The 22,572-nt window shown below is 68.8% G+C and carries 19 protein-coding genes and 1 riboswitch; of the genes, 5 read left to right on the top strand and 14 right to left on the bottom strand.

Annotated elements, in window-relative coordinates; genetic code table 11:
- Positions 1-3 precede the first annotated feature (3 nt).
- From ACYVJH_RS08045 to ACYVJH_RS08035, 3 genes are all read right to left on the bottom strand, one after another.
- Positions 4-384, bottom strand: coding sequence for an H-NS histone family protein (locus ACYVJH_RS08045; protein WP_460454091.1), 381 nt, complete (start codon positions 382-384; stop codon positions 4-6).
- A 131-nt stretch (positions 385-515) separates the two neighbouring features.
- Entirely contained in the window at positions 516-2,216 is a 1,701-nt protein-coding gene (locus ACYVJH_RS08040; RefSeq protein WP_460454090.1) for a proline--tRNA ligase, read from the bottom strand.
- A 63-nt stretch (positions 2,217-2,279) separates the two neighbouring features.
- Positions 2,280-2,666 carry a DUF4124 domain-containing protein gene (locus tag ACYVJH_RS08035; protein ID WP_460454089.1) on the bottom strand — a complete coding sequence of 129 codons (387 nt, stop codon included), beginning with the start codon at positions 2,664-2,666 and terminating at the stop codon, positions 2,280-2,282.
- Between the two features lie 108 nt (positions 2,667-2,774).
- Here ACYVJH_RS08035 and pssA point away from each other — a divergent pair, with 108 nt between their 5' ends.
- From pssA to rimI, 3 genes are read left to right on the top strand one after another with little or no spacing between them, the layout of a single operon-like run.
- A complete protein-coding gene (pssA, locus tag ACYVJH_RS08030; RefSeq protein WP_460454282.1) occupies positions 2,775-3,533 on the top strand; it encodes a CDP-diacylglycerol--serine O-phosphatidyltransferase in 759 nt (252 codons plus the stop codon).
- Positions 3,530-3,787 (top strand): hypothetical protein, encoded by a 258-nt coding sequence (locus ACYVJH_RS08025; RefSeq protein WP_460454088.1) that lies wholly within the window; start codon positions 3,530-3,532, stop codon positions 3,785-3,787. Before pssA ends, ACYVJH_RS08025 begins: the two co-directional genes overlap by 4 nt.
- Before the next feature lie 45 nt (positions 3,788-3,832).
- On the top strand, positions 3,833-4,276 hold the full coding sequence (gene rimI / locus ACYVJH_RS08020) for a ribosomal protein S18-alanine N-acetyltransferase (RefSeq protein ID WP_460454087.1): 444 nt from the start codon (positions 3,833-3,835) through the stop codon (positions 4,274-4,276).
- Between the two features lie 320 nt (positions 4,277-4,596).
- Here rimI and ACYVJH_RS08015 read toward each other — a convergent pair whose 3' ends face one another.
- Positions 4,597-5,595, bottom strand: coding sequence for an MBL fold metallo-hydrolase (locus ACYVJH_RS08015; RefSeq protein WP_460454086.1), 999 nt, complete (start codon positions 5,593-5,595; stop codon positions 4,597-4,599).
- Positions 5,596-5,684: 89 nt separating this feature from the next.
- Between ACYVJH_RS08015 and ACYVJH_RS08010 the strand changes: the two genes are divergently transcribed.
- Positions 5,685-6,599: a LysR family transcriptional regulator gene (locus tag ACYVJH_RS08010; RefSeq protein ID WP_460454085.1), complete on the top strand. Its 915-nt coding sequence runs from the start codon at positions 5,685-5,687 to the stop codon at positions 6,597-6,599.
- Positions 6,600-6,869: 270 nt separating this feature from the next.
- Here ACYVJH_RS08010 and ACYVJH_RS08005 read toward each other — a convergent pair whose 3' ends face one another.
- Both ACYVJH_RS08005 and pepQ read right to left on the bottom strand, forming a co-directional pair.
- Positions 6,870-9,629 (bottom strand): valine--tRNA ligase, encoded by a 2,760-nt coding sequence (locus ACYVJH_RS08005; protein ID WP_460454084.1) that lies wholly within the window; start codon positions 9,627-9,629, stop codon positions 6,870-6,872.
- Between the two features lie 128 nt (positions 9,630-9,757).
- Positions 9,758-11,074 carry a Xaa-Pro dipeptidase gene (gene pepQ, locus ACYVJH_RS08000; protein ID WP_460454083.1) on the bottom strand — a complete coding sequence of 439 codons (1,317 nt, stop codon included), beginning with the start codon at positions 11,072-11,074 and terminating at the stop codon, positions 9,758-9,760.
- Positions 11,075-11,143: 69 nt separating this feature from the next.
- Between pepQ and ACYVJH_RS07995 the strand changes: the two genes are divergently transcribed.
- A complete protein-coding gene (locus ACYVJH_RS07995) occupies positions 11,144-13,837 on the top strand; it encodes a bifunctional diguanylate cyclase/phosphodiesterase (RefSeq protein ID WP_460454082.1) in 2,694 nt (897 codons plus the stop codon).
- Between the two features lie 9 nt (positions 13,838-13,846).
- Here the strand turns inward: ACYVJH_RS07995 and ACYVJH_RS07990 are convergent, their stop codons facing one another.
- From ACYVJH_RS07990 to rph, 8 genes are all read right to left on the bottom strand, one after another.
- A complete protein-coding gene (locus tag ACYVJH_RS07990) occupies positions 13,847-14,932 on the bottom strand; it encodes an FAD:protein FMN transferase (protein ID WP_460454081.1) in 1,086 nt (361 codons plus the stop codon).
- Entirely contained in the window at positions 14,907-15,257 is a 351-nt protein-coding gene (locus ACYVJH_RS07985; protein ID WP_460454080.1) for a PilZ domain-containing protein, read from the bottom strand. The genes ACYVJH_RS07990 and ACYVJH_RS07985 overlap by 26 nt, the downstream gene beginning before the upstream one ends.
- Positions 15,254-17,599, bottom strand: coding sequence for a DUF1631 domain-containing protein (locus ACYVJH_RS07980; RefSeq protein ID WP_460454079.1), 2,346 nt, complete (start codon positions 17,597-17,599; stop codon positions 15,254-15,256). The genes ACYVJH_RS07985 and ACYVJH_RS07980 overlap by 4 nt, the downstream gene beginning before the upstream one ends.
- A gap of 103 nt (positions 17,600-17,702) precedes the next feature.
- On the bottom strand, positions 17,703-19,517 hold the full coding sequence (locus ACYVJH_RS07975) for a TonB-dependent receptor domain-containing protein (RefSeq protein WP_460454078.1): 1,815 nt from the start codon (positions 19,515-19,517) through the stop codon (positions 17,703-17,705).
- A gap of 131 nt (positions 19,518-19,648) precedes the next feature.
- Positions 19,649-19,832, bottom strand: a riboswitch (cobalamin riboswitch).
- 13 nt (positions 19,833-19,845) lie between these two features.
- Positions 19,846-20,031 carry a CPXCG motif-containing cysteine-rich protein gene (locus ACYVJH_RS07970; protein WP_460454077.1) on the bottom strand — a complete coding sequence of 62 codons (186 nt, stop codon included), beginning with the start codon at positions 20,029-20,031 and terminating at the stop codon, positions 19,846-19,848.
- A 58-nt stretch (positions 20,032-20,089) separates the two neighbouring features.
- Entirely contained in the window at positions 20,090-21,244 is a 1,155-nt protein-coding gene (gene hemW, locus ACYVJH_RS07965; protein ID WP_460454076.1) for a radical SAM family heme chaperone HemW, read from the bottom strand.
- A gap of 4 nt (positions 21,245-21,248) precedes the next feature.
- Positions 21,249-21,842 (bottom strand): RdgB/HAM1 family non-canonical purine NTP pyrophosphatase, encoded by a 594-nt coding sequence (gene rdgB / locus ACYVJH_RS07960; protein ID WP_460454075.1) that lies wholly within the window; start codon positions 21,840-21,842, stop codon positions 21,249-21,251.
- Positions 21,839-22,567: a ribonuclease PH gene (rph, locus tag ACYVJH_RS07955; RefSeq protein ID WP_460454074.1), complete on the bottom strand. Its 729-nt coding sequence runs from the start codon at positions 22,565-22,567 to the stop codon at positions 21,839-21,841. The genes rdgB and rph overlap by 4 nt, the downstream gene beginning before the upstream one ends.
- Between the last annotated feature and the right edge of the window lie 5 nt (positions 22,568-22,572).

Here is a 22,572-nt window from a genome sequence, read left to right as displayed (position 1 = left end):
CGGTCAGTTGCCGATCTTGAAGTCTTCGAGCTTCTTGCCGCGGGCCAGTTCGGCCGAGAGCCACTTGGGCGGCATGCCGCGGCCGGCCCAGGTCTGGGAGGGTTCGGCCGGGTTGCGGTACTTCGGCGGCACCTTGGTGCCCTTGGCGCTGGACTGGCGGCTGGAGGCGGACTTCTTCGCCGAGGTGCCGGCCTTTTCCCGGACCTGGCGGCCGGTATTGAAGAGTTCGTCGACGGTATACCCCTCGGCCTTGGCCATCGACACCAGCTTCTTACGCACGGCCGCGACCGGCTTGCGCTTGGCGAGGGTCTTCTTGCGCTTGTTGGCCTTGGCGATCAGGGCCTGGAGTTCCTTGGCCGACAGGCCTTCGAGATTGATGCTCATGGGGTTTCCTCGGTTTGCCTGAAATGGGTGGGCTAAAGCCCTGCAAAGCCCATGCTAAACCTTTCGGCGAGGCCGGATGAAGCCGGGGCAGGTTTTGCCCCGGGTTTCCGACAAGCACCCGGCCGGTTTTCTCAGGCCAGGCCCAGGCGTTCGCGCAGGGCGGCCAGGTCGAGGTTTTCGCTGTCGGCGTCGCGGCGGCCCCGGTACTCGTAGGTGCCCGCCTCCAGGCCGCGGCCCGATACCACCACGCGGTGCGGGATGCCGATCAGTTCGATGTCGCCGAACATCACGCCCGGGCGCAGGCCGCGGTCGTCGAGCACCACTTCAATACCGGCTGACTGCAGCTGTTCGTACAGGGCGACGGCGGCGTCGACCACCGCTGGGTCGTTTTTCGGGTTGATGATGCAAACGGCCACCTGCCAGGGCGCCATCGGCACCGGCCAGATGATGCCGCTGGCGTCGTGGTTCTGTTCGATGGCAGCGGCGACGATGCGCGAAACGCCGATGCCGTAGCAGCCCATGTGCATCACCTGGGCCTTGCCGTCGGCGTCGAGAACGGTTGCCTTCATCGCCTCGGCGTACTTCTGGCCCAGCTGGAAGACGTGGCCGACCTCGATGCCGCGGGCGATGCCCAGGCGGCCCTGGCCGTCGGGCGACGGGTCGCCCTGCACGACGTTGCGGATGTCGGCCACCGCGTCGGGTTCGGGCAGGTCGCGGCCCCAGTTCACGCCGGCCAGGTGATGACCCTTGCGGTTGGCACCGACCACGAAGTCGGCCATGGCGGCGACGCTGCGGTCGGCGACCACGGTGATGGGCTTGGCGGGTTTCACCGGGCCCAGGAAGCCCGGTTCGCTGCCCAGGTGGTCGGCGATCTCGGCTTCGGTGGCCAGGCGGTAGTCGGCCAGGCCGGCCAGTTTGGCCAGCTTGATCTCGTTCACCGAATGGTCGCCGCGCACCAGCGCCAGCACGAAACCCTGCTCGCCCACCAGCGCCACCGACTTGACCGTGCGCACCAGCGGGATATCGAGCAGGGCGGCCACGTCTTCGCAGGTTTTCTGCGTCGGCGTCTCGACCTCGCGCAGGTCTTCGGTGGGGCCGGGTCGCGGGCCGGGCGACACGGCCTCGGCCATTTCCACGTTGGCGGCGTAGTCGCCGAGGTCGGAAAACGCGATCGCGTCCTCGCCCGACTCGGCCAGGACGTGGAATTCATGCGAGGCACTGCCGCCGATGGCGCCGGTGTCGGCGTTCACGGCCCGGAAGTGCAGGCCCAGGCGGGTGAAGATGCGCGCGTAGGCGGCGTACATGGCCTGGTAGGTATCGGCCAGGCTTTCCGCGCCCAGGTGGAAGGAGTAGGCGTCCTTCATCAGGAACTCGCGCGCGCGCATCACGCCGAAACGCGGGCGGATCTCGTCGCGGAACTTGGTCTGGATCTGGTAGACGTTCAGCGGCAGCTGCTTGTAGCTGCGCAGCTCGGCCCGTGCGAAGTCGGTGACGACTTCCTCATGCGTGGGGCCATAGCAGAACTCGCCGTCCTTGCGGTCCTTGATCTTGAGCAGCTGGCCGCCGAACTTCTGCCAGCGGCCGGTTTCTTCCCACAGCTCGCGCGGCTGGATGGACGGCATCAGCATTTCGATGGCGCCGGCGCGGTCCATTTCCTCGCGCACGATGGCCTCGACCTTGCGCAGCACGCGCAGGCCCAGCGGGGTCCAGGTGTAGAGGCCGGCGGCCAGCTTGCGGATCATGCCGGCACGCAGCATCAGCTGGTGGCTGATCACTTCGGCGTCGGCGGGGGTTTCCTTGCTGGTGCTGAGGTGGAACTGGGAAAGGCGCATGCGGGGACCGGGCCACGTATCGGGTCGGCCATTGTAGCGGCCGACCCGTCCCCGTGGCGGCCCTTATTCGGCCTCGGCCTCGCAATAGGCGGTGATCTGGCGCTGGGCCAGCTCCTTTTCGGCCTGGCGTTCTTCGGGCGTCAGGTCCTCGGGCTCGCCGTCGCCATCCTTGTCGCGCTGCAGGCGGTTGTCCGAGCCCAGCAGCTCGAGGTTGGCGCGGGCGCGCTCGCAGGCGATCTGGATCTCGGTCTTGGGCGTCTCGGTTTCGGCGGCGACCTGACCGGTGCCCGCGTCCACGCTCTGGCGCTCGGCGCCGGAGACCTCGAGCTGGGAATAGACGTTTTCGCCGGACGCGCCCTTGGACTTGTAGACGGTGGTCTTTTCGGACGCATGGGCCAGGCCCGCGCACAGCGTGGTGGCGACCAGGAAAGAGAGGGCGAGGCGGTTCATGGCAGGACTCCGGGGGCAATCGTGCGACCGTGATACCACCGCCGCCCGGGCCCCGCAAGGCGAGACTATGGGCAGCCGTGGCTAGCCGCTACACTGCCAGTCATGGACCTGAACGAAGAATCCGGCGCCGCGCGCGGTCGCGGCATCTACCTGCTTCCCAACCTGCTCACCACGGGCGGGCTGTTTGCCGGCTTTTACGCCATCCTGGCCGCGGCCAGCGGCAACTTCGAGAACGCCTGCATCGCGGTCTTCGTGGCCGGCCTGTTCGATGGCATCGACGGCCGGGTGGCCCGCCTGACGGGCACGACCAGCGAATTCGGGGTCCAGTACGACTCGCTGGCCGACCTGGTCAGCTTCGGCATGGCGCCTTCCCTGGTGATGTACCACTGGGCCCTGGTCGGCTTCCAGGCCGACGGCCCGGTGCTGGCCAAGGTCGGCTGGGCAGCCGCCTTCCTCTATGCCGCCTGTGCGGCGCTGCGCCTGGCCCGTTTCAATACCCAGGTGGGTTCGACCGACAAGCGCTGGTTCATCGGCCTGGCCAGCCCGGCGGCGGCGGGTTTCGTGGTGTCCTTCGTCTGGGCGATGAATACCTTCGGTTACGGCGGCCAGGGGCTGCGTTGGCTGGCGCTGGCGGTGACGGTGGTGGCCGGCCTGCTGATGGTCAGCCGCATCCGCTTCTACAGCTTCAAGGGCCTGCCCAAGGGCGACCGGGTGCCCTTCTTCGTGATGGCGCTGGTGGTGGTGACGATCGCGGTGCTGTTCATCGCGCAGGCCAAGGGGCTGTTCGCCCTGGCGCTGCTGTACGTGCTTTCCGGCCCGGCCTGGTGGCTGTGGCTGAAGGCCAGGCGGCGGCAGGCCGCGGCATGAACTGGAGCGCCGACCAGCAGGTCCTGCTGGGTGCGATGGGCTACGTGCTCTATCGCCACGGTGCGGCCGCGCCCGAGGTCCCGGAGGCCGGTGCGGTGCTGCCGGAAGGCCGGCTGCTGCAGGCGCTTCGCCGGGCGGCGCGGCGCGACGACCTGGACGGACTGGCCCTGCCGCCCTTCGAAAAGCTACGCGCCGATGCCTCGGCGAAACGCGCGCTCTGGGCCCGGCTGCGGGCAGCCCGCCGCTCGCGCTGACCCGACGTGAACGCGCGTCCTTCCGACGCCACCCAGGTGCGGCCGATGAAACAGGCCGATGTGGAGGCGGTGTCCGCGATCGAAAAACGCGCCTATCCGTTCCCGTGGTCACCGGGGATCTTCCGCGACTGCCTGCGGGCAGGGCACCACTGCTGGGTGCTTGAGTCGCCGGGGGTGCTGCTCGGCTACGGGGTGCTCAGCGCGGCGGCGGGCGAAGCGCATCTCCTGAACCTGTGCATCGCGCCGGAACACCAGGGGCACGGGCACGGGCGGCGGCTGCTGGCGCGCATGATGGACCTGGCGCGCTGGAACCGGGCGGCGCAGGTCTTCCTGGAAGTGCGCCCGTCGAATCCGCGGGCGATCGCGCTGTACCGCGAATACGGCTTCAACGAGATCGGGCTGCGGCCGAACTATTACCCGGCCTCGAAGGGCCGGGAAGATGCAATCGTGATGGCGATCGAGCTGGTGCCGCCGGAGTTTGACCGCTGAAGTTTAGGCGGAGAAGCGGCGGGTGGCATTCGCGGGTGGAGGCAGTGCGTGTGCACTTTCCCCGACACGCCGTGAATACGTCCCTGTAGGCTCCTCGTCGACATCCATGTCTCCGAGGGTCGGGGAAAGTGCACACGCACTACCTCCCCGACGGGTCGCGGCGCTTGCCACGAAATCAAGAGCAAAGGGCAGATGTCGCCGTCCTGGTGTGTGGCTGCTTACGGCCAGGAGCGGACTTCCGCACGCGAGGACGTGTCCGAAGCCATCGCGCGTGACCATCGCAAATCTTCTCGCAGGGCCCGACGGGCCCCGCGCCAGCATCACTCCGCGGGCGGAGTCTCATCCCCGCTCAGGTCCCGGTACGCCGCCGGCACGTTCAAGCCCGGATGCACCCAACCGAAGATGGCGTAGCCGGCGAACTCCGGCAGCGTCACGCGCGCCACGGTTTGTTCGAGGCTAAGGCCGTCGGCGATCGCCGCCTGCACCTGGTCGCGGACCGCACGCAGGTAGTCGATGTGCCAATCGAGGTCCCGCTTGGCCAGCGGCACGCCGTGGCCGGGAACGATGCGGGCATCGTCGGGCAGGAAGTCGCGGACGCGTTCCAGGGTGCGCAGGGTGTCGAGCAGGCGTCCATCGAGCAGCCAGGGCAGCGCGGGCTTGCCGGCGATCACCGGATTGCCGGACCAGAGCACCTTGGACTGTGCGTCCCACACCCAGAGGTCGCCGCCCGTCTGGGCGAAACCGAAGTCGATGATCTCGACTTCGCGATCGCCCAGGTCGAGCCGCAGCCGGCCGTCCTGCGGCACCAGCAGGTCGGCGGCGCGCGCCTGGATTGGCTCGATGCCGCGATCGCTGCCGAAGTACTGCAGCATGAAGGCCTTGTCGGCCTCGAGATGGCCGGCGATGAAGCGCTGCGTGCGTTCGTGCTGGATCAGCAGTGTGCCGGCCGGCAGGTACATGTTGCCGAAGCTGTGGTCGCCATGGGCGCTGGTATTGAGGGCGTAGCGCAGCGGCTTGCCGGCCAGGTTTCCGGCGAGTTCCTGCACCTGGGCATTCAGGCGCTCGTTGAGCATCGTGTCGATCAGCAGCGCACCCCGGCTGCCCACGATGAGGCCGGCGCTAGTCGCGGCGGGCTCGCCGCGGGCGTTGCGCGCCCCGGCATCGGCGGCATAGAACGCATAGGCCCCCGGAGCCAGGGTTTCGCTGACCATGCGGACCTGGTTGGCATCCCAGATCGGCTCTGCGGCGGCGGCCGGCCCGGCGCCGAGGCCGAGGCCGAGCACGAGCAGGACGGTGCGGGTGAGGGGGTGACGAGCCATGGCGGATCTCCCAGTCGGACGATGTATCCAGCTTGCACCGTCGAAATGTGCAATAACATTCGCAAAACGGGCATGCGGGGTTTGCACGAATGCACAGGTCTGAAGACCTCAACGATCTCCGCCTGGTCGCCCTGGTCGCGGAAACCGGCTCGCTGTCGGGTGCAGCCCGCCTGCTGGGCGTCAATCACGCCACGGTGTTCCGGCGCCTGGGCCGACTGGAAACGCAGCTGGGGGTGCGCCTGTTCGAGCGTGTCGGCGGCCGTTACCACGCCACGGCGGCCGGCGAAGCAGTGGCCCAGGCGGGGATGCGGCTGCAGGCAACCGCCACCGAGGCGCTGCTACGGGTCTCCGGCCAGGACCTGCGGCCGAGCGGCGAGGTGCGCATCACCAGCACCGACAGCCTGGCGCTGGGGCCGCTGCCGAAAGCACTGGCGGTTTGCCGTGCCCGATACCCCGACATCCGACTCTCGGTCGAAGTGGACAACCGCGCCTTCAACCTGTCCCGGCGCGACGCCGACATCGCCTTGCGCCCGACCTCGTCGCCGCCGGATTACCTGATCGGCGCCCGCATCGCCGGCCTTCCTTTCGCCATCTACGGCAGCGCCGACTATCTCGCCGCGGCCGGCGAGCGGCCCTTGCCGGCACATGCGTGGATCGCTCTGGACGACGGCTACACGGCGCACCGCACCTTGCGCTGGCTGGAGCAGCGCCTGCCCCTGGCGAACGTCGGCTACCGCACCAGCAGCTTTGGCTGCATCCGCCAGGCCTGCAGCGACGGTCTCGGTCTGGCCTTGCTGCCGTGCTTCCTGGGCGACGACAGTCCGGCGTTGCGCCGGGTCGGCGAGCCGTTGCCGGACTGTGCCGCCGAGCTTTGGCTGCTGACCCACCCGGACCTGCGCGACACCACCCGCGTCAAGGCGGTGTTCCAGGTGCTGCAGGCCGAACTGTCCGCCGCCCTGGCGGGCACGTCCAGCCAGGGCCAACGCCACGAGCGGTCGTCCTGATGCTGCGAGCGATGCGCCGCCAAGGGCCCCTCAGGCGGAATGTCCGCTTCGGGTCGTCTCCGGACATGCAACGGTCCAGCCGTGCGCTTCTGACTTCGTGACGAGCGCTGCGATCGGTCGGGGAGGTAGTGCGTGTGCACTTTCCCCGACCCTCGGAGACATGGATGTCGACGAGGAGCCTACAGGGATGTATTCACGGCGTGTCGGGGAAAGTGCACACGCACTGCCTCCACCCGCGTATCCAGCCCGGCTCCCTACGACGAAGCCACGTCACCCCAGCTTGGAGCGCTGCGCCTGCAGGCCGGCATGCTGGCGGGCCCAGTCGGCCAGGCGGCCGCGTTCGGTATCCACGACGGTGGCCGGGGCGTTCTGGACGAAGGTGGCGTTGCCCAGTTTGGCTTCGCACTTGGCGATTTCGCCGGCGATGCGCTTGAGTTCCTTGTCCAGGCGCGCGCGTTCGGCGCCCAGGTCGATCAGGCCCTCGAGCGGGATCAGCAGCTTCAGGTCGCCGACCACGGCGGCGGCGGACGCGGGTGCCTCGCCCTCGTGCCAGTCGATCGACTCCAGGCGGGCCAGGAAGCTCAGCGCCTGTGCATGGCGATCGGTGCGCGCGCGGTCCTTGGCGTCGCCGCCCTGCAGCAGCAAAGGCACCGCCTTCGACGGCGCGATGTTCATCTGGCTGCGGATCGAGCGCAGCTGGGTCACGGCGGCCTTCAGCCACTCGATGTCGGCGGCGGCGTCCGGTGCGTCGAAGGCGGGGTTCGCTTCCGGCCAGGCCTGGGTGCTGATGGTGTCGGCGCGGATGCCCAGCTTGGGCGCCACCGCATGCCAGATTTCCTCGGTGACGAAGGGAATCACCGGGTGCAGGGCACGCAGCAGGCCTTCGAGCACGAACAGCAGCGTGTGCCGCGTACTGTCGGCGGCCGCGCCCTTGCCGGCGTGCAGTGCCGGCTTGGCCAGTTCCAGGAACCAGTCGCAGAACTCGTTCCAGGCGAATTCGTACAGGGCCTGCGAGGCCAGGTCGAAACGATAGTCCGCGTAGGCCTTCTCGACCTCGCGCAGGGTTTCATTGAAGCGATGCAGGATCCAGCGTTCGGCGTCGGTGGTGGGTTCCGGGGCCGAGGCCGAACCCACGAATTCCTCGCAGTTCATCAGCGTGAAGCGCGCCGCGTTCCATAGCTTGTTGCAGAAGTTCTTGTAGCCCTCGCAGCGCGCCAGGTCGAACTTGATGTCGCGGCCGTGCGTGGCCAGCGAGGCGAAGGTGAAGCGCAGCGCGTCGGCACCGAAGGCCGGGATGCCGTCGGGGAATTCCTTGCGCGTGGCCTTTTCGATCTTCGGCGCGTCGGTCGGTCTCATCAGGCCGCCGGTGCGCTTGGCCACCAGGTCGTCGAGGCTGATGCCGTCGATCAGGTCGATCGGATCGAGCACGTTGCCCTTGGACTTGGACATCTTCTGGCCGTCCTTGTCGCGCACCAGGCCGGTGATGTAGACGTCCTTGAACGGCACTTCCCCGGTGAAGTGGTCGGTCATCATGATCATCCGGGCCACCCAGAAGAAGATGATGTCGAAGCCGGTCACCAGCACGGAGGTCGGCAGGCGCTTGGCGTAGCCGTAGGTTTCCATGTCGCCGGCGTCGGGCCAGCCCAGGGTGCTGTGCGACCACAGCGCCGACGAGAACCAGGTCTCGAGCACGTCGTTGTCGCGGGTCAGCACCACGTCGGCGCCCAGGCCGTTGCGGGCACGTGCTTCGGCCTCGTCGCGGCCGACGTAGGCCTTGCCGGCGGCGTCGTACCAGGCCGGGATGCGGTGGCCCCACCAGAGCTGGCGGCTGATGCACCAGTCCTGGATGTTGCCCATCCAGTGCCGATAGGTGTTGATCCAGTTTTCCGGCACGAAGCGCACGCTGCCGTTTTCGACCAGTTCCAGGCCGCGCGCGGCCAGGGTGTCCATCTTCACGAACCACTGGTCGGTCAGGTAGGGCTCGATCACCTGGCCGGTGCGGTCGCCGCGCGGCACCTGCAGCTTGTGCTTCTTCTCCTCGACCAGCAGGCCGGCGGCCTCCAGGTCGGCCAGCACGGCCTTGCGCGCGGCATAACGATCAAGCCCGCGGTATTTCTCCGGGGCGTTGTCATTGATCGCCGCCTCGGGCGTGAGGATGTTGATCATCGGCAGGCCGTGGCGCTGGCCGACGGCGTAATCGTTGAAGTCGTGCGCCGGGGTCACCTTCACCACGCCGGTGCCGAACTCGCGGTCCACGTAGTCGTCGGCGATGACCGGGATCTCGCGGTCGCTCAGCGGCAGCTTGACCGTCTTGCCGACGAGGTGGGTGTAGCGCTCGTCTTCCGGATGCACCATCAGAGCGGTGTCGCCGAGCATGGTTTCCGGGCGCGTGGTGGCGACCACGAGGTCGCTGCCGTCGGCGAGCGGGTAGCGGATGGACCAGAGCTTGCCGTCTTCCTCCTCGCTGACCACCTCGAGGTCCGAAATGGCGGTCTTGAGCACCGGGTCCCAGTTGACCAGGCGCTGGCCGCGGTAGATCAGGCCTTCTTCGTGCAGGCGGACGAAGGTTTCGACGACGGCCTTGCTGAGGCCCTCGTCCATGGTGAAACGCTCGCGGCTCCAGTCGCCCGAGGCACCCATGCGGCGCATCTGGCGGGCGATGGTGTCGCCCGATTCCTGCTTCCAGGCCCAGACCTTTTCGATGAACTTGTCGCGGCCGAGCGAGTCGCGGGTTTCGCCCTTGCCTTCGAGCGCGAGGTTGCGCGAGACGACCATTTCGGTGGCGATGCCGGCATGGTCGGCGCCGACCTGCCAGAGGGTGTCGTAGCCCTTCATGCGGTGGTAGCGGACCAGGGCGTCCATGAGGGTGTGCTGGAAGGCGTGTCCCATGTGCAGCGTGCCGGTGACGTTCGGCGGGGGCAGCATGATGGTGTAGGGCTGGCCTTTCCCCGAGGGCTTGAAGCAGCCGGTGGTCTCCCAATGGGCATACCACTTGGTCTCGAAGGTGCTGGGCTCGAAGCTCTTTTCCATGGGGGCGGGTCGCTACCCCGGTGATTTGCCGGGGTTTTTGGGCTGAAAGGACGCGAATTCTATCAAGAATCAGGTAGTTAGTGCCCTGGTGGATCTTCGCGAAAGCCGCCCGCCGCTCTTGGTTGCCGCTAAACGGCCGCGAAGGCATCCCGCGTCAGGTTTTCGGGCGCGCCGTCGGTGCAGTGCACTTCGTCCTCGATGCGCACGCCGCCCCAGGGCAGCAGGCGCTCGACCTTGTCCCAGTTCACCGACTTGCCTTCGGGCCGCGCCCGCAGCTTCGACAGCAGCGTCGGGATGAAATACAGCCCCGGTTCGATCGTCACCACCATGCCCGGCTCCAGTACCCGGGTCATGCGCAGGAAGGGGTGGCCGTCGGGTCGCGGGATCACCGTGCCGTCTTCGTCGGTGAAGCCGGCCACGTCGTGCACCTGCAGCCCGATCGGGTGGCCCAGGCCATGCGGGAAGAACGTGGACGTCAGGCCGCTGGAGAGCATTTGCCCCGGGTCCATGTCCACGATGCCCAGGGTGCGCAGCACCCCGCCCAGGCGCAGGTGGCATTCCAGGTGCAGGTCGCGGTAGTCCGTGCCGGCGCGCACCTTGTCGCACAGGGCCAGCTGCTCGTTGTCCACCGCGTTCACCAGCGCCGCGAAGTCGGCGTCGCCGTCGCCCCAGGTGCGCGTGATGTCGGATGCGTAACCGTCCACTTCGGCGCCGGCGTCGATAAGCAGCGAACGGTTGCGTCCCGGCGCCTGCGCGTCCTTGTACTGGTAGTGCAGCGTGGCGCCGTGCTCGTTGAGCCCGACGATGCTGTTGTAGGGCGCATCCAGGTCGGTGTGGCCGGTGGCGGCGAGGTAAGCGGCGTGGATACGGGCTTCGGAGGCGCCGGCCTGGAAGGCGGCGCGGGCGGCGAGGTGGCCGGGCACGGCGCGGCGCTGGGCGGCGCGCATGCGGTCGAGTTCGTAGGCGGTCTTCCAGGTCCGGTGGAAGTGCAGGTAATTGATGACGGTCTTGGGATTATTGGGCTCGAAGCCGGGCAGGGCGGCATCGGCTTCACCCAGGATCGCGCACTTGCCGGTCGTGGGAAGGTGCTGGGCCGCCTCGGCGGGATCGGTGATCACCCGTATGTCGAAGTCGTCCACCCACACGCCTTCGGGCGCGGTCGGCGGCACGTGCCAGTAGTCGTCGGGCTGGAAATACACCAGCACCGGCTTGCGGCCCGGCGTGTAGGCGATCCAGCAGGACGGGTGCCGGGTCAGCGGCAGCCAGGCCTTGAAGTGGGCATTGGGCTTGAACGGGTAGGGACGGTCGTCGAGGAACTCGAACTTTTCGACCCCCGATGCCACCAGAAGGTGATCGAATCCACCCTTTTCCAGGGCCCTGTCGGCGCGCGCCTTGATTGTCGACAGGTGCGCACGATATAGATGGCCGATGTCCTGGTTGGTCATGGATGGCTTCCTTATGAGGTCAGGACCGGGATTCTGCCGCAAACCGGGGTAGGGACGCAGGAGAGAGGCGTGCACGAGCACCGCAAAGACGGCGGCTTCCTGGGCCAACCCACGTGGTTGTGGAGCTTCGGTGCGCTGCTGGTTGGCCTGGCGCTGAGCGTTCTGGCGGCTACCCTGCACCACGATGCGTTGGAACGTTCGGACCGCCTGCGGCTCGACCGGCTCGCCGAGCGCAGCTTCGAGGCGGTGGATGCCCAGCTGCAAACCTGTGGCCTGCTGGTGCGGGCGGTGCAGGCGCTGTTCCTGGCCTCGGATGAAGTCACCGAGGCCGAGTTCGAGGCCATCTACGCCAACCTGCGGCCGCGCGAGCAATTTCCCAGCCTCCAGGCCATGGCTTTCGCCGAACGCGTGGACCGCCCGGCTCCGGACGCCGAGCCGGATGGCCGTGACCACTATCTGACCAATCTGGTGGCGCCGCGTTCCGGCAACGAATCCCTGGTGGGCCTGGACATCGTCACCCAGCCGGCCAACCTGGCGGCGGCGCGGTTTGCGCGCGATGCCGACCGGCCGGTCATGTCGGCGCCGTTCCAGCTGATCCAGCGTACCGGCATGCCGGGCCCCAACGATGGCGTGACGATCCGGCTGCCGATCTTCAGCGCCGGGCCGCCGCCGCGCGACCTTGCCGAACGGCGCAGCCGGGAGATAGGCACGCTGGCGGCTTCGTTCCGGGTCAGCCGGCTGATCGCCGACGCCTTGCCCAGCGAAACCCAGGAACGTTTCCGGATACGCGTACTGGACGTCACCGATGGCGGCCGGGCGCTTCTTTTCGAGCAGGCCACCCAGGCTGCCGCCCCCGGCACCGTCGCGCCGGCCCGGCCGGCCCCGACCAACTATGTGCACGACCTCGCCTACGGGGGCCGCACCTGGCGCATCGAGGCCGAGCCCTTGCCCGAGGCCGATACGGCGACCTGGCTGCCGGCGTTTACCTTCGGCATCGGCGTGCTGGCCAGCCTGTTGCTGGCCGGCCTGGCCTGGTCGATCGCGGGAACACGATCGCGGGCCTTGGCGCTGGCCAGTGAGATGGCGTCGCAGTACCGCCAGAGCGAGGCACGTTTCCGCGCCCTGAACGAACTGCTGCCGGCCCTTGTGATGCTGGCGCGGGCGGACGACACCTCGCTGGTGTACGCCAACCAGGCCTGCCGCGACCGCTTCGGCGTCGGCGACGACGCCGTGTCCATCCGGCTCGTCGACCTGGTCGACGACCCCGCGTTGCGCGACCGCATCGCCGGGCTGGCCGGTTCGCCGGAGGGCATCATCAACGAGTCGGCGCAGCTGCACGGGCCGCAGCAGTCGCCGTTCTGGGCCACGCTCTCGGTGTCGAACATCGACCTGGGCGACGAACCGCACCTGCTGGCGGTGGCCAATGACATCACCGAGCTGCGCGTACTCAGCGAGGAGCTGAGCTACCAGGCCAAGCACGATTCCCTGACCAGCCTGTACAACCGCCGCGAGTTCGAGCGCCGGCTGGACGCGGCGATCGCCGCGCTCGACGCCGGCGGGCCGCCGTGGGCGCTGCTCTACATGGACCTGGACCAGTTCAAGCTGATCAACGACACCTCGGGCCATTACGCGGGCGACCAGCTGTTGGCGCAGCTCGCGAACCTGCTCCAGGGCATGCTGCCGGAGGAGGCCGTGGTTGCCCGCCTGGGCGGCGACGAGTTCGCGATCCTGGTCGAAGGCGCCAGCGAAAACGACGCGGTCAACCTGGCCGAACGCATCCGCACCGACATCGACGGCTATTCATTCGGCTGGGAACAGCGCAACTACACCATCAGCGCCAGTATCGGCGTGGTGATGCTGCGCGGTGCCGGGCTCAGCCAGCGCACGCTGCTGGCCCACGCCGACACCGCCTGCTACATGGCCAAGGAACGCGGCCGCAATCGCGTGCACCTGTTCTCGGAAGAAGATTCAGAGACCACGCAGCGCCGTAGCGAAATGGAGTGGGCCGGTCGGATCCGCCAGGCGCTGGTCGATGGCCGCTTCCTGCTGCATTTCCAGGAGCTGGTGCCGCTGTGGGAGGGCGAACGCTCCGAAGGCGTGCACATGGAAATGCTCATCCGCCTGCGCGACGAAAAGGGCATGCTGGTGCCGCCGGGCGCCTTCATTCCCGCGGCCGAACGTTTCGGCCTCATGCCGGCGATCGACCGCTGGGTGGTCGAGACCACCCTGGCCAACTTCAGCCGACTGCATCCCTCGGGCCGGCCGATCAGCCTGTGCGCGATCAATCTTTCCGGCCCGACCTTCGAGGACGCGGCGTTCGCCGACTTCGTGCTCGACGCGATCGAACGCCATGGCGTCTCGCCGCGGCACCTGTGCTTCGAGATCACCGAAACCGCGGCCGTGAGCAACATGGCCCGGGCGGTGGAGTTCATGCAGCGGCTGCGTGCGGCGGGCTGCAAGTTCTCGCTCGACGATTTTGGTTCGGGCATGGCCTCGTTCGGCTACCTCAAGAACCTGCCGGTGGACTTCATCAAGATCGACGGCAGCTTCATCCGCAACATCGAAACCGACCCGGTCAGCTATTCGATCGTGCGTGCGGTGACGGACATCGGCCACCAGCTGGGCCTCCAGGTGATCGGCGAATGGGTGGCGGACGAACGCGCGCGCGACCTGCTGCGCGGCCTGAGCGTGGACTACGCCCAGGGGTTCGCCGTGCACAAGCCGGAACCGGCACTTTGCTTCAGGGATGCCCCGCGCGCCTGAGGGTCGGCGTCAATCCTCGGGCGTTGCGACGCAGGAGGGGCCCAGGTCCAACGGCGCTCCCAGCGGCACCGGGTCGCGGGCCAGGGTGACCCGTGCCTTCATCGCGACGGTCACCAGCAGTTCGTTTTCATCGGTCACCATCAGCGCACAGCCCAGCCCCAACCGGCGCGCCAGGTCGGCGAACCCGGACGGACCGGCGACGAACAGGGCCGAGGCCGCGACATCGGCGAGGACCGGGTCGGGATGCAGCACCACCACCGAGGCGGCGCCGCGCGCAGGGTGGCCGGTGCGCGGGTCCAGGATGTGGGCCTGCCTGGCGCCTGCGGCGGAATAGCGGAACTTGTTGTAGTCGCCGGAACTGAAAATGGATTCGGCGTCGCTCAGTTCCACGGTGCCGATCACGCCGCCGAAGGGGTCGCGCAGGGCCACCCGCCAGGGAGGCAAACCCTCGCCCACCAGGGCGGTGACGTCACCGCCCAGGTTCACCAGCGCATCCCGCACGCCGTGGCGTTGCAGGGTCGCCATTGCCTGGCTGGCCGCCACGCCTTCGGCCATGGCCGCGAAGTCGAGCTGGGTGCGCGGGTTGTCGGCGCGCAGCTGGTTGCCCTGAATGTGCACGTCGGTGATGTGCGGACGGTCCTGGCGCCACTGCGCGAGGACTTCATCACGCGGGGCCGGGGTCAGGATGGGGTAGGTGGAGGTGTGGAAGCCCCAGGCCTCGACCAGGCCACCTATCGCGGGGTCGAACAGTCCGTCGGTGGCCACCGACAGCGGCTGGGCCAGCCGGACAAGTTCGAGCACCGATTCCGGCGCCTGCACGGCCTGGCCGGCGGCGAAGGCCTGGTTGATGCGGGTGACGTCGGAGGGCTGCCAGGCATGCCACTCGCGGTGGCGCTGGTTGAGTTCGGCGGAAAGTTCGGCAAGGGCGGCCTGGGCGGCTTGCGGATCGGCGTCGCGCAGGCGGATTTCGGCCGTGGACCCGAACACCAGCAGCTGTTCGACGCGCTCCGGGGGCGGGCTGCAGCCGGCCAGCGCCAGGGCGGCGGCCAGGGCCAGCCAGCGCCGCGGGTCAGACGTACTGGCTGCCCGGGGCATCCACCCACCCGCGGATGAAGGCCACGTCTTCGGGCGCCATGTCGATGAACCGGAAGCCCGTCCAGACCTGCCCCGGCGCGGCGGCTTCGTCCGACCACAGCTCGTGGGAGCCGAGCTCTACCGCGCGGGCATTGCCGGCGCCGTCGGTGAGCGTGAAACGAAGCTGGAAGAGTGCGTCGCTGGTCAGGGCTTCGCCCAGGATCAGCAGCATGCCGGTTTCGGAGAGGTTGCTGAGCTTGCCGATGACGCGGCCGGTCATGGTATCGGTGACATCCACATCGAAACCGACCTTGCGGCGCTTGGCGCGGCGGTATTCGGTGTTCATGGCGCGGGGGCCTCCTTGCCGTTCTTGGGCTGGCCGGCGAAGGAGCGCAGGGCGTTCATCACCGTGCTCCAGGCGCGGTCGATGAGCGTGCCCTTTTCTTCCTCGACGACCTTCACCTGGCCTTGCGCGATGGCCTTGGCGAGGCCTTCGAGGGTGTGCTCGCCGACCTTCTGGCCGCGGTGGTTCACGAACAGGACGTGGCCGGTGACCGTGGAGAACCAGGACAGGCGACGGCGGACCTTCTCCCCCTGCTGGTTGATCGTGAACTCGAACCAGGTGCCGAAAGGCAGGTGCTTGATCTGTTCAAGGCGGGCCTGTTCGTCGGGCGAGAGGCTGACCTTCTTTTTCTTTTTCGCTTCCTGCAGGTCCTCGCCAAGGCGGGCGCGGGCCTTGAGGCGCATGGTGAGCTCGGTGCGGCTGGCGGCGGAATCGTCGTCCGCCGCGGCGGCGCCCTGCGGGTCGACCAGGCGCTGGGCGATCGCGGATGCTTCTTCGTTGTGGTAACCGACCTGGGTGAGCGCCCCCTGGATGTCCTGCTGCAGCGCGGTGGCTTCGTCGGTGGGAAGGCCGGCGGCACCCGGCCCGGCCTTGGCCACGCTGACCAGGCGTTCGGCAATTTCCAGCTGCTGTCGCCAGGCGTCGGAGTCCTCGCCCTGGCGCAGCGCGGTGAGGGCCATCACGTCGGTCCAGGCCTGGCTGAGCAGGGTGTGGGTGAAGCGGGGCAGGTTCTGCTTCTTGAGCATGGCCTCGACCACGGTCGCCGCGCGGTCGCGGGCCAGGGCCAGGCGCTCCTTGCCGCGTGCGGCTTCGACGTGGCGTTTTTCCGCCACTTCGGCTTTGCGCGACACGGTCTGCAGGTGGGAGCTGAGGTCTTCGAGCAGGTTGCTGAAGACGCCCAGGTCGCCGTCGAATTCGCGCACCGTGCGGTCGACGACGGACTGCATCTTGCCCACCAGCTGCTGGTCGGCGTCTTCCTCGCCCAGCCAGTAGGCGCCGGTTTCGGCGATGGCGTTGAGCATCTGGCGCGCCGGGTGCTGCTGGCGGGTGAAAAAGCCCTTGTCCTGCAGGGCCACGCGCAACAGCGGTACCTGCAATTTCGCCAGCAGGTTGGAGGCCGGGCTGCTGGGCCGCACGTCCTTCATGAGGTGGTCGAAAAGCATGCCGACCAGGTCGATCGCGTCGCTGTCCTCTTCCGGCAGCGCCGGTGACTTGCCGTCCGGGGTCGACTGCCTGAGCTGCGCCAGCAAGTCCTGTTTGAGGTGGTTGACGGTACGCACGCTCGGCACGCCGTTGACCATGACCGGTGCCGGCGCCTTTCCCTGCAGCAGTCCGAGGGCTTCCTGGACCCGGCCCGGTTCGACGACAACGGCATTGCCGGGGGGGGTGCGGGTTCCCGTCCCGGCACCGACAAGCTTGCCCAGCAACTGGCGCCGTCCGGCAAGCAGGTGCCGCATCTGCTGGAAACTGTCCTCGCCGGCCGGCACGCCGCCGCCCTGGCCACCGCCGCCACTGGTGCCGCCGGTACCGGTACCCGTACCGTCCCCGGCGCGCGCACCGCCTGCCGTGCCCGCGGCGGATTCCTCGCCCGGGCCGCCCGTGGCCTTGGCCGGCCCGGTGACGGTCGCGGTTGGTCGCGCCCGCACCGGCACATAGTGGAGGTTGGGCAGCACGCCGTTGCGCGCCAGGTAGGTGTTGATCGATTCGATGAACGCGCCGTAGAGCGGCGACAGGTGCCGTTCGAAGGTGCGGTAGAGCAGCGCCCGGTGTTCGGTGCTCAACTCCAGGCATTCGGCCGCGAGTCGCAGCATCCGGCACAGGGCGTGCGGCCCGACCGGAAGGGTTTCGGCGTCGAAGGCGGGTTTGCCCGCAAGTACGCCAAAACGCTGGCCCAACAGGTAAAGCGGCAGGCTGTTGCGAACCTCGATGCGACCCGAGACTTCGGTCAGCACCGACGCTTCGTCCAGTTCGAGGTTGTCGACCAGGGCCAGTTCGTCGCGGTTGAAGCGGAAGCCGCCGATCAGCGTCTTCGGGCCGGCGGCGTCGCGTACGCAGGCCAGTTCGGCCTCGAGTGCGATCAGGAAACGCGGCACCAGGTCGGGGCGGGTGCGTTTGACCAGGCGCTGCGCTTCGAGCCAGCGGGTCTGCACGATGTTGCTTCGCGCCTGCTCGGCGTACTTGAACAGCTGCTGCTCGAATTCATTGAGCATTCCCACCAGGGTGCGTTCGATTTCATCGGACGCATACTCGAGGATGCCGCCCAGCAGGCCGCGTACCCGATCCGGCAATGGCCGCGACGCCAGCGTCGGTGCCGACGCGTGCGGAGGTGGTGCGGATGCGGACATCCGTCTCTCCGATTGATTCCCCAGCGCGATTCTAGGCACACCCGGGCGCCCGCGCCTAGGGCCGGGCCACCCGCGACACTTGTGTCGCGGGTGGCCGGAAGCGCTAGTTCCCGCCGTTCCAGACCAGGCCAAGCACCCCGCTGCGGCCGGGGGTGTTGTAGCCCTGAACGAGGGTGTAGTCGCGATCGGTCAGGTTTTCGATGCGTGCTTCGAGCCGCCATGACGGAGACAGGGACCAGGCCAGGCGCAGGTGGGCGATGGCATATGCGCCGGGGTCTCCCCCGAAGTCGCGACGGGACGAGGCGTAGTCGCCGTCCAGGCCCAGTTCCAGCCCGTTGCCGAAACGGTAGCCGACGTCCACGTGGGCCTTGTGCCGGGCACGGCGCAGCAGCGCCAGCCCCGTGGCCTCGTCCTCGGTGTCCAGCCAGGCCAGGTTGCCGCCGAAGGTCCAGTCATCGCCGTCGAAGCGGTAATCGAGCTCGACGCCGTCCATGCGGGCACGGTTGATGTTGATGGCGTTGTTGGTGCCCGGGGCCGCGAAGGCGATCAGGTCGCGCACGCGGGTGCGGTAGGCGGAGAGCCCAAGCTGGTGCCCAACCGCCGGTGCCAGGGAAAGGCCGGCCTCCCAGGTTTCCGAATGCTCGGGGCGCAGGTCCGGGTTGCCGGCGAAACCAAAACCGCTGTCCGGGTAATAAAGCTCGTTGAAGTTCGGTGCCCGGAAGCCCTCGCCCCAGGACAGGCGCAGAAGCGCGTCGGCGCTGAAGTTCCAGCCCCAGGCCGCGTTGGCCGTGGTGGCGCCACCAAACTGGCTGCTGTGGTCGCGGCGCACCGAGAGGTCCAGCAACTGCTGGCCGAAGCGGCCGCCGTAGCCAGCGAACGCGGCGCGGCTGCTGCGGCTGCGCGAGAAGGTCTGGCCATCGAAGACGTTGGAGGAAATGCCTTCTTCGTCCTGCCAGTTCACGCCCAGGTTGAGCGTGCCCGAGGGGCCCACCGCCAGGCTGTTCACCCAGTCCAGGCTGGTGCGGCGGCTGCGGAAGGCGTTGGAGAAGCCCGACACCGTGTCCAGGTCCTCGCGGGCATGGCCCAGGGAGAGCTGGTGGCTCCAGTTCGCACCCAGGTCGCCGCCCAGGCTCAGGCCGGCGGAGCTGTTGCGGGCCCGGGTGTCGCCCTGGTCGAACTCGACGTCGGCATCGGTGGCCACGGCGCTGAAGGCCAGGCGCTGGTTGCCCAGCTGGGTGCGCCCGCGCAGGCCCAGGTTGACGTTGCGGTAGCCGTCGTCGTCCGGGTCGTAGCCCCAGCTGTCGGAGTTGGTGGCCGAGAAGCCGCGCAGCCGCTGCCAGCCGGCCGTCACGCCGAAGCCGCGATCGTCGTTACCAACGCCGGTGCCGGCGTTGGCGCCAACGCGACCGTAGCTGCCGGCGAAAACGCGGGCCGAGGCCGCCGAGGGATCGCGGGTGATGACGTGGATAACGCCGGCGACGGCGTCCGATCCCCAGATCGCCGCGCGCGGTCCGCGCACGATCTCGATGCGCTCGATCTGCTCCAGCGGCAGGTGGGCGAAGTCGAATACGCCCTGCCCGGTGGACGAAACGCGCACGCCGTCGATCAGCACCAGCGTGTGCGGCGCGTTGCCGCCGCGAAGGAAGACGGTGCTGGCGCTGCCGGGACCACCGGTGCGGGCGATGTCCACGCCGACCTGTCGGCCCAGCAGGTCGATCAGGGACGGCGCCTGGCTGGCTTCGATCTGCTCGCGCGTGATCACCGTGACCGAGGCCAGTGTTTCGGCGACCGGGCGCTCGACGCGGCTGGCGGTGACCTGCACGGCGTCCAGCGTGCGGGCGTCCTGGGCCAGGGCCGGCATGGAAAGGGAAAAAGCGATGGCCGCGCACAGCGCGCGACGTTGGCAAGGGGAAAACATGGTGGTGGAACCTCCTGTGGCGCTCACCCGCGGGTCGGGGCGCGCGCGGGGAAGGAGGGAGAACGCGCAGGGCAGGGGCCATGGCGTCGCCCCGTCGCCCACCGCGACGCGCCGTGTTGGCCGCCGGGCATGCCGACGGCCAGCCCCCGGCCGGTCTCCGGGCTTGCCAGTGGCGCGACGGGCGTCGTGCCGGACCTCCCGCCTTCCCATGCCCGGGGGCACAGTGGCTTGCTGGAAGGGTTGACTGGCCTACCGTTGCGGGGGCAGCGCCGGATTCAGACCGGCTTCCCGAGCACCTGGGGCGGGGGGATTCTAGAGCAAACCCGGGTCAGTCGTCGCGCCCGGCATCGAATCCGTCGAGTCGGCCGTCGCCGCCCACGTGCAGGCGCACGGTGATCGGCCGGCAACAGACGAAGCAGTCCTCGACGTACTCGGCATCGCCGGCCGACGGGTCGGCCAGGGTTTCGAAACGTTCGCCGCAGTGCGGGCAGGTGAGCAGGATGGTGTCGAGCATGGCGCCAGCCTGCCCGGTCGGACCTTAGTGCAGCGTGAGCCACGGGCCGGGTCCCGGGTCAGTCCTTCAGGAACAGGCCGATGACGTCGTTGGTGAAGCGCCGCCCGAGTTCGGTCGGCTGCCAGTGGCTGCCCCTGGCCTCCAGCCAGCCACGTTGCCGGGCCTGCCCGAGCTCGGCGGCGACCTGGTCGCGGCCCAGTCCGGTGCGCGACTCGAAGTCGGCCAGGTCGAAGCCTTCGACCAGGCGAAGGGCGTTGAGCATGTAATCGAAGGGCCGGTTGGCCGGCGCGATCGGGTCGTCACCGCCGATGCCGGCGGGCGTGCCGGCGTGGGCCAGGTAGTCGCGCGGGTTCTTGGGCTTCCAGCGCCGGCGGATCTCGCCGGTGGCGCCCAGGCTGATCTTGCCGTGGGCGCCGGCGCCGATGCCCAGGTAGTCGCCGAAGCGCCAGTAATTGAGGTTGTGCGCGCACTGCCGGCCAGGCCGGGCGTAGGCGCTGACCTCGTACTGGGCGTAGCCCGCGGCGGCCATGGCCTCGATGCAGCGTTCCTGGATGTCCCAGGCGCTGTCTTCGTCCGGCAGGCCTTCGGGCGGGCGGGCGGCGAAAGCGGTGTTGGGCTCCATCGTCAGCTGGTAGTGCGACAGGTGCGCCGGCTGCAGCGCGACCGCGCGCTCGACGTCATGCAGGGCCATCGCCAGGTCCTGGCCGGGCAGGGCGTACATCAGGTCGAGGTTGAGGTTGTCCAGGCCGGCGTCCTGGGCCAGCTTCACCGCGCGCTCGGCTTCGGCACTGTCGTGGATGCGGCCCAGTCGCGCCAGGCAGCCGTCGTCGAAACTCTGGATGCCGAAGCTCACCCGGTTCACGCCGGCGGCGCGGTAACCCTCGAAGCGGCCGAATTCGGCGGTGCCGGGGTTGCATTCCATGGTTACCTCGGCGCCCGGGGTGAAACGCAGGCGGGCGCTGCAGGCGTCGAGGATGTCGCCGATGGCCTCGGGCGGAAACAGGCTGGGCGTGCCGCCGCCGAAAAAAACGCTGTGCACGGGGCGGCCCCAGACCAGGGGCAGGTCCTGCTCGAGGTCGCCCACCAGCGCGGCAACGTAGTCCTTCACCGGCAGCTCGCCGGTTTTCCCGTGCGAATTGAAGTCGCAGTACGGACACTTCTTCACGCACCAGGGGATGTGGATGTACAGCGACAGCGGCGGCGGCACCAGCATCGGCTCAGGCCCCGGCGAGCAGGGCGCGCAGGCGGGCGATGGCCTGGCCGCGGTGGCTGCAGCGGTTCTTGGTGGCGGCGTCGAGTTCGGCCGCCGTCAGCCCATGGCGGGGGTCAAGGAAAACCGGGTCGTAGCCGAAACCCTTTGCCCCGCGCGGCGACAGCAGCACCTGGCCGAACCAACGGCCCTCGGCCACCAGCGGCTCCGGGTCGTCGGCGTGGCGCAGAAGCACCAGCACGCAGGTGAAATGCGCGGCGCGCTGGCTGTCGGGCAGCGTCCGCATCGCCTCGAGCAGTCTGGCGATGTTGGCCGCCGAATCGCCGTGCGTGCCGGCGAAGCGTGCGCTGTGGATGCCTGGCTCGCCGCCCAGCGCCGGGACGACCAGGCCCGAATCGTCGGCCAGCGCCGGCAGGCCGGTGGCGGCGCTGGCATGCCGGGCCTTGATGATCGCGTTCTCGATGAAGCTACGGCCGTCCTCAATCGCGTCGCTGACGCCCAGTTCACCCTGGGTCACCAGCGCATAGTCGAACTCCGCCAGCAGCGGCTTGAGTTCCGCCAGCTTGCCCGGGTTGGACGTCGCGAGGACGAGCTGCTTCACGAGGCCAGCGCAGCCCGCTGCAGGGCGACCAGCTCCGACACGCCCTGTTCGGCCAGGGCCAGCAGGGCGTCGAGTTCGTCGCGGCGGAAAGCATGGCCTTCGGCGGTGCCCTGGACTTCGATGAAGCCGCCGCCGTCGTTCATCACCACGTTCATATCGGTGTCGCAGCCGCTGTCCTCGCGGTAATCAAGGTCTAGCACGGGCGTGCCCTGCCAGATGCCGACCGACACCGCGGCCACCGCGCCGATGACCGGGTCGCGGGTGATGTCGCCGCGGGCCTTGAGCCAGCTGACCGCGTCGCACAGCGCGACGTAGGCGCCGGTGATGGCCGCGCAGCGGGTGCCGCCGTCGGCCTGCAGCACGTCGCAGTCCAGGGTGATGGTGCGCTCGCCGAGCGCGCGACGGTCCACGCAGGCGCGCAGGCTGCGGCCGACCAGGCGCTGGATTTCAAGCGTGCGGCCACCCTGCTTGCCGCGCGCGGCCTCGCGGTCGTTGCGGGTGTTGGTGGCGCGCGGAAGCATGCCGTATTCGGCGGTGACCCAACCTTCGCCCTTGCCGCGCAGGAAGCCCGGGACGCGCGATTCGACGCTGGCGGTGCACAGCACACGGGTGTCGCCGAAGCTGACCAGGACCGAGCCTTCGGCGTGCCGGGTGTAGTTGCGCTCGATGCCGATGGCGCGCAGTTCGTCGTGGGCGCGTCCGCTGGGGCGGTTTGAAACGGTCATCAGGT

Source organism: Arenimonas aestuarii, assembly GCF_054781715.1.
The sequence above is the reverse complement of the archived record's forward strand: the minus strand, read 5'-3'. Positions and strand labels throughout refer to the sequence as shown.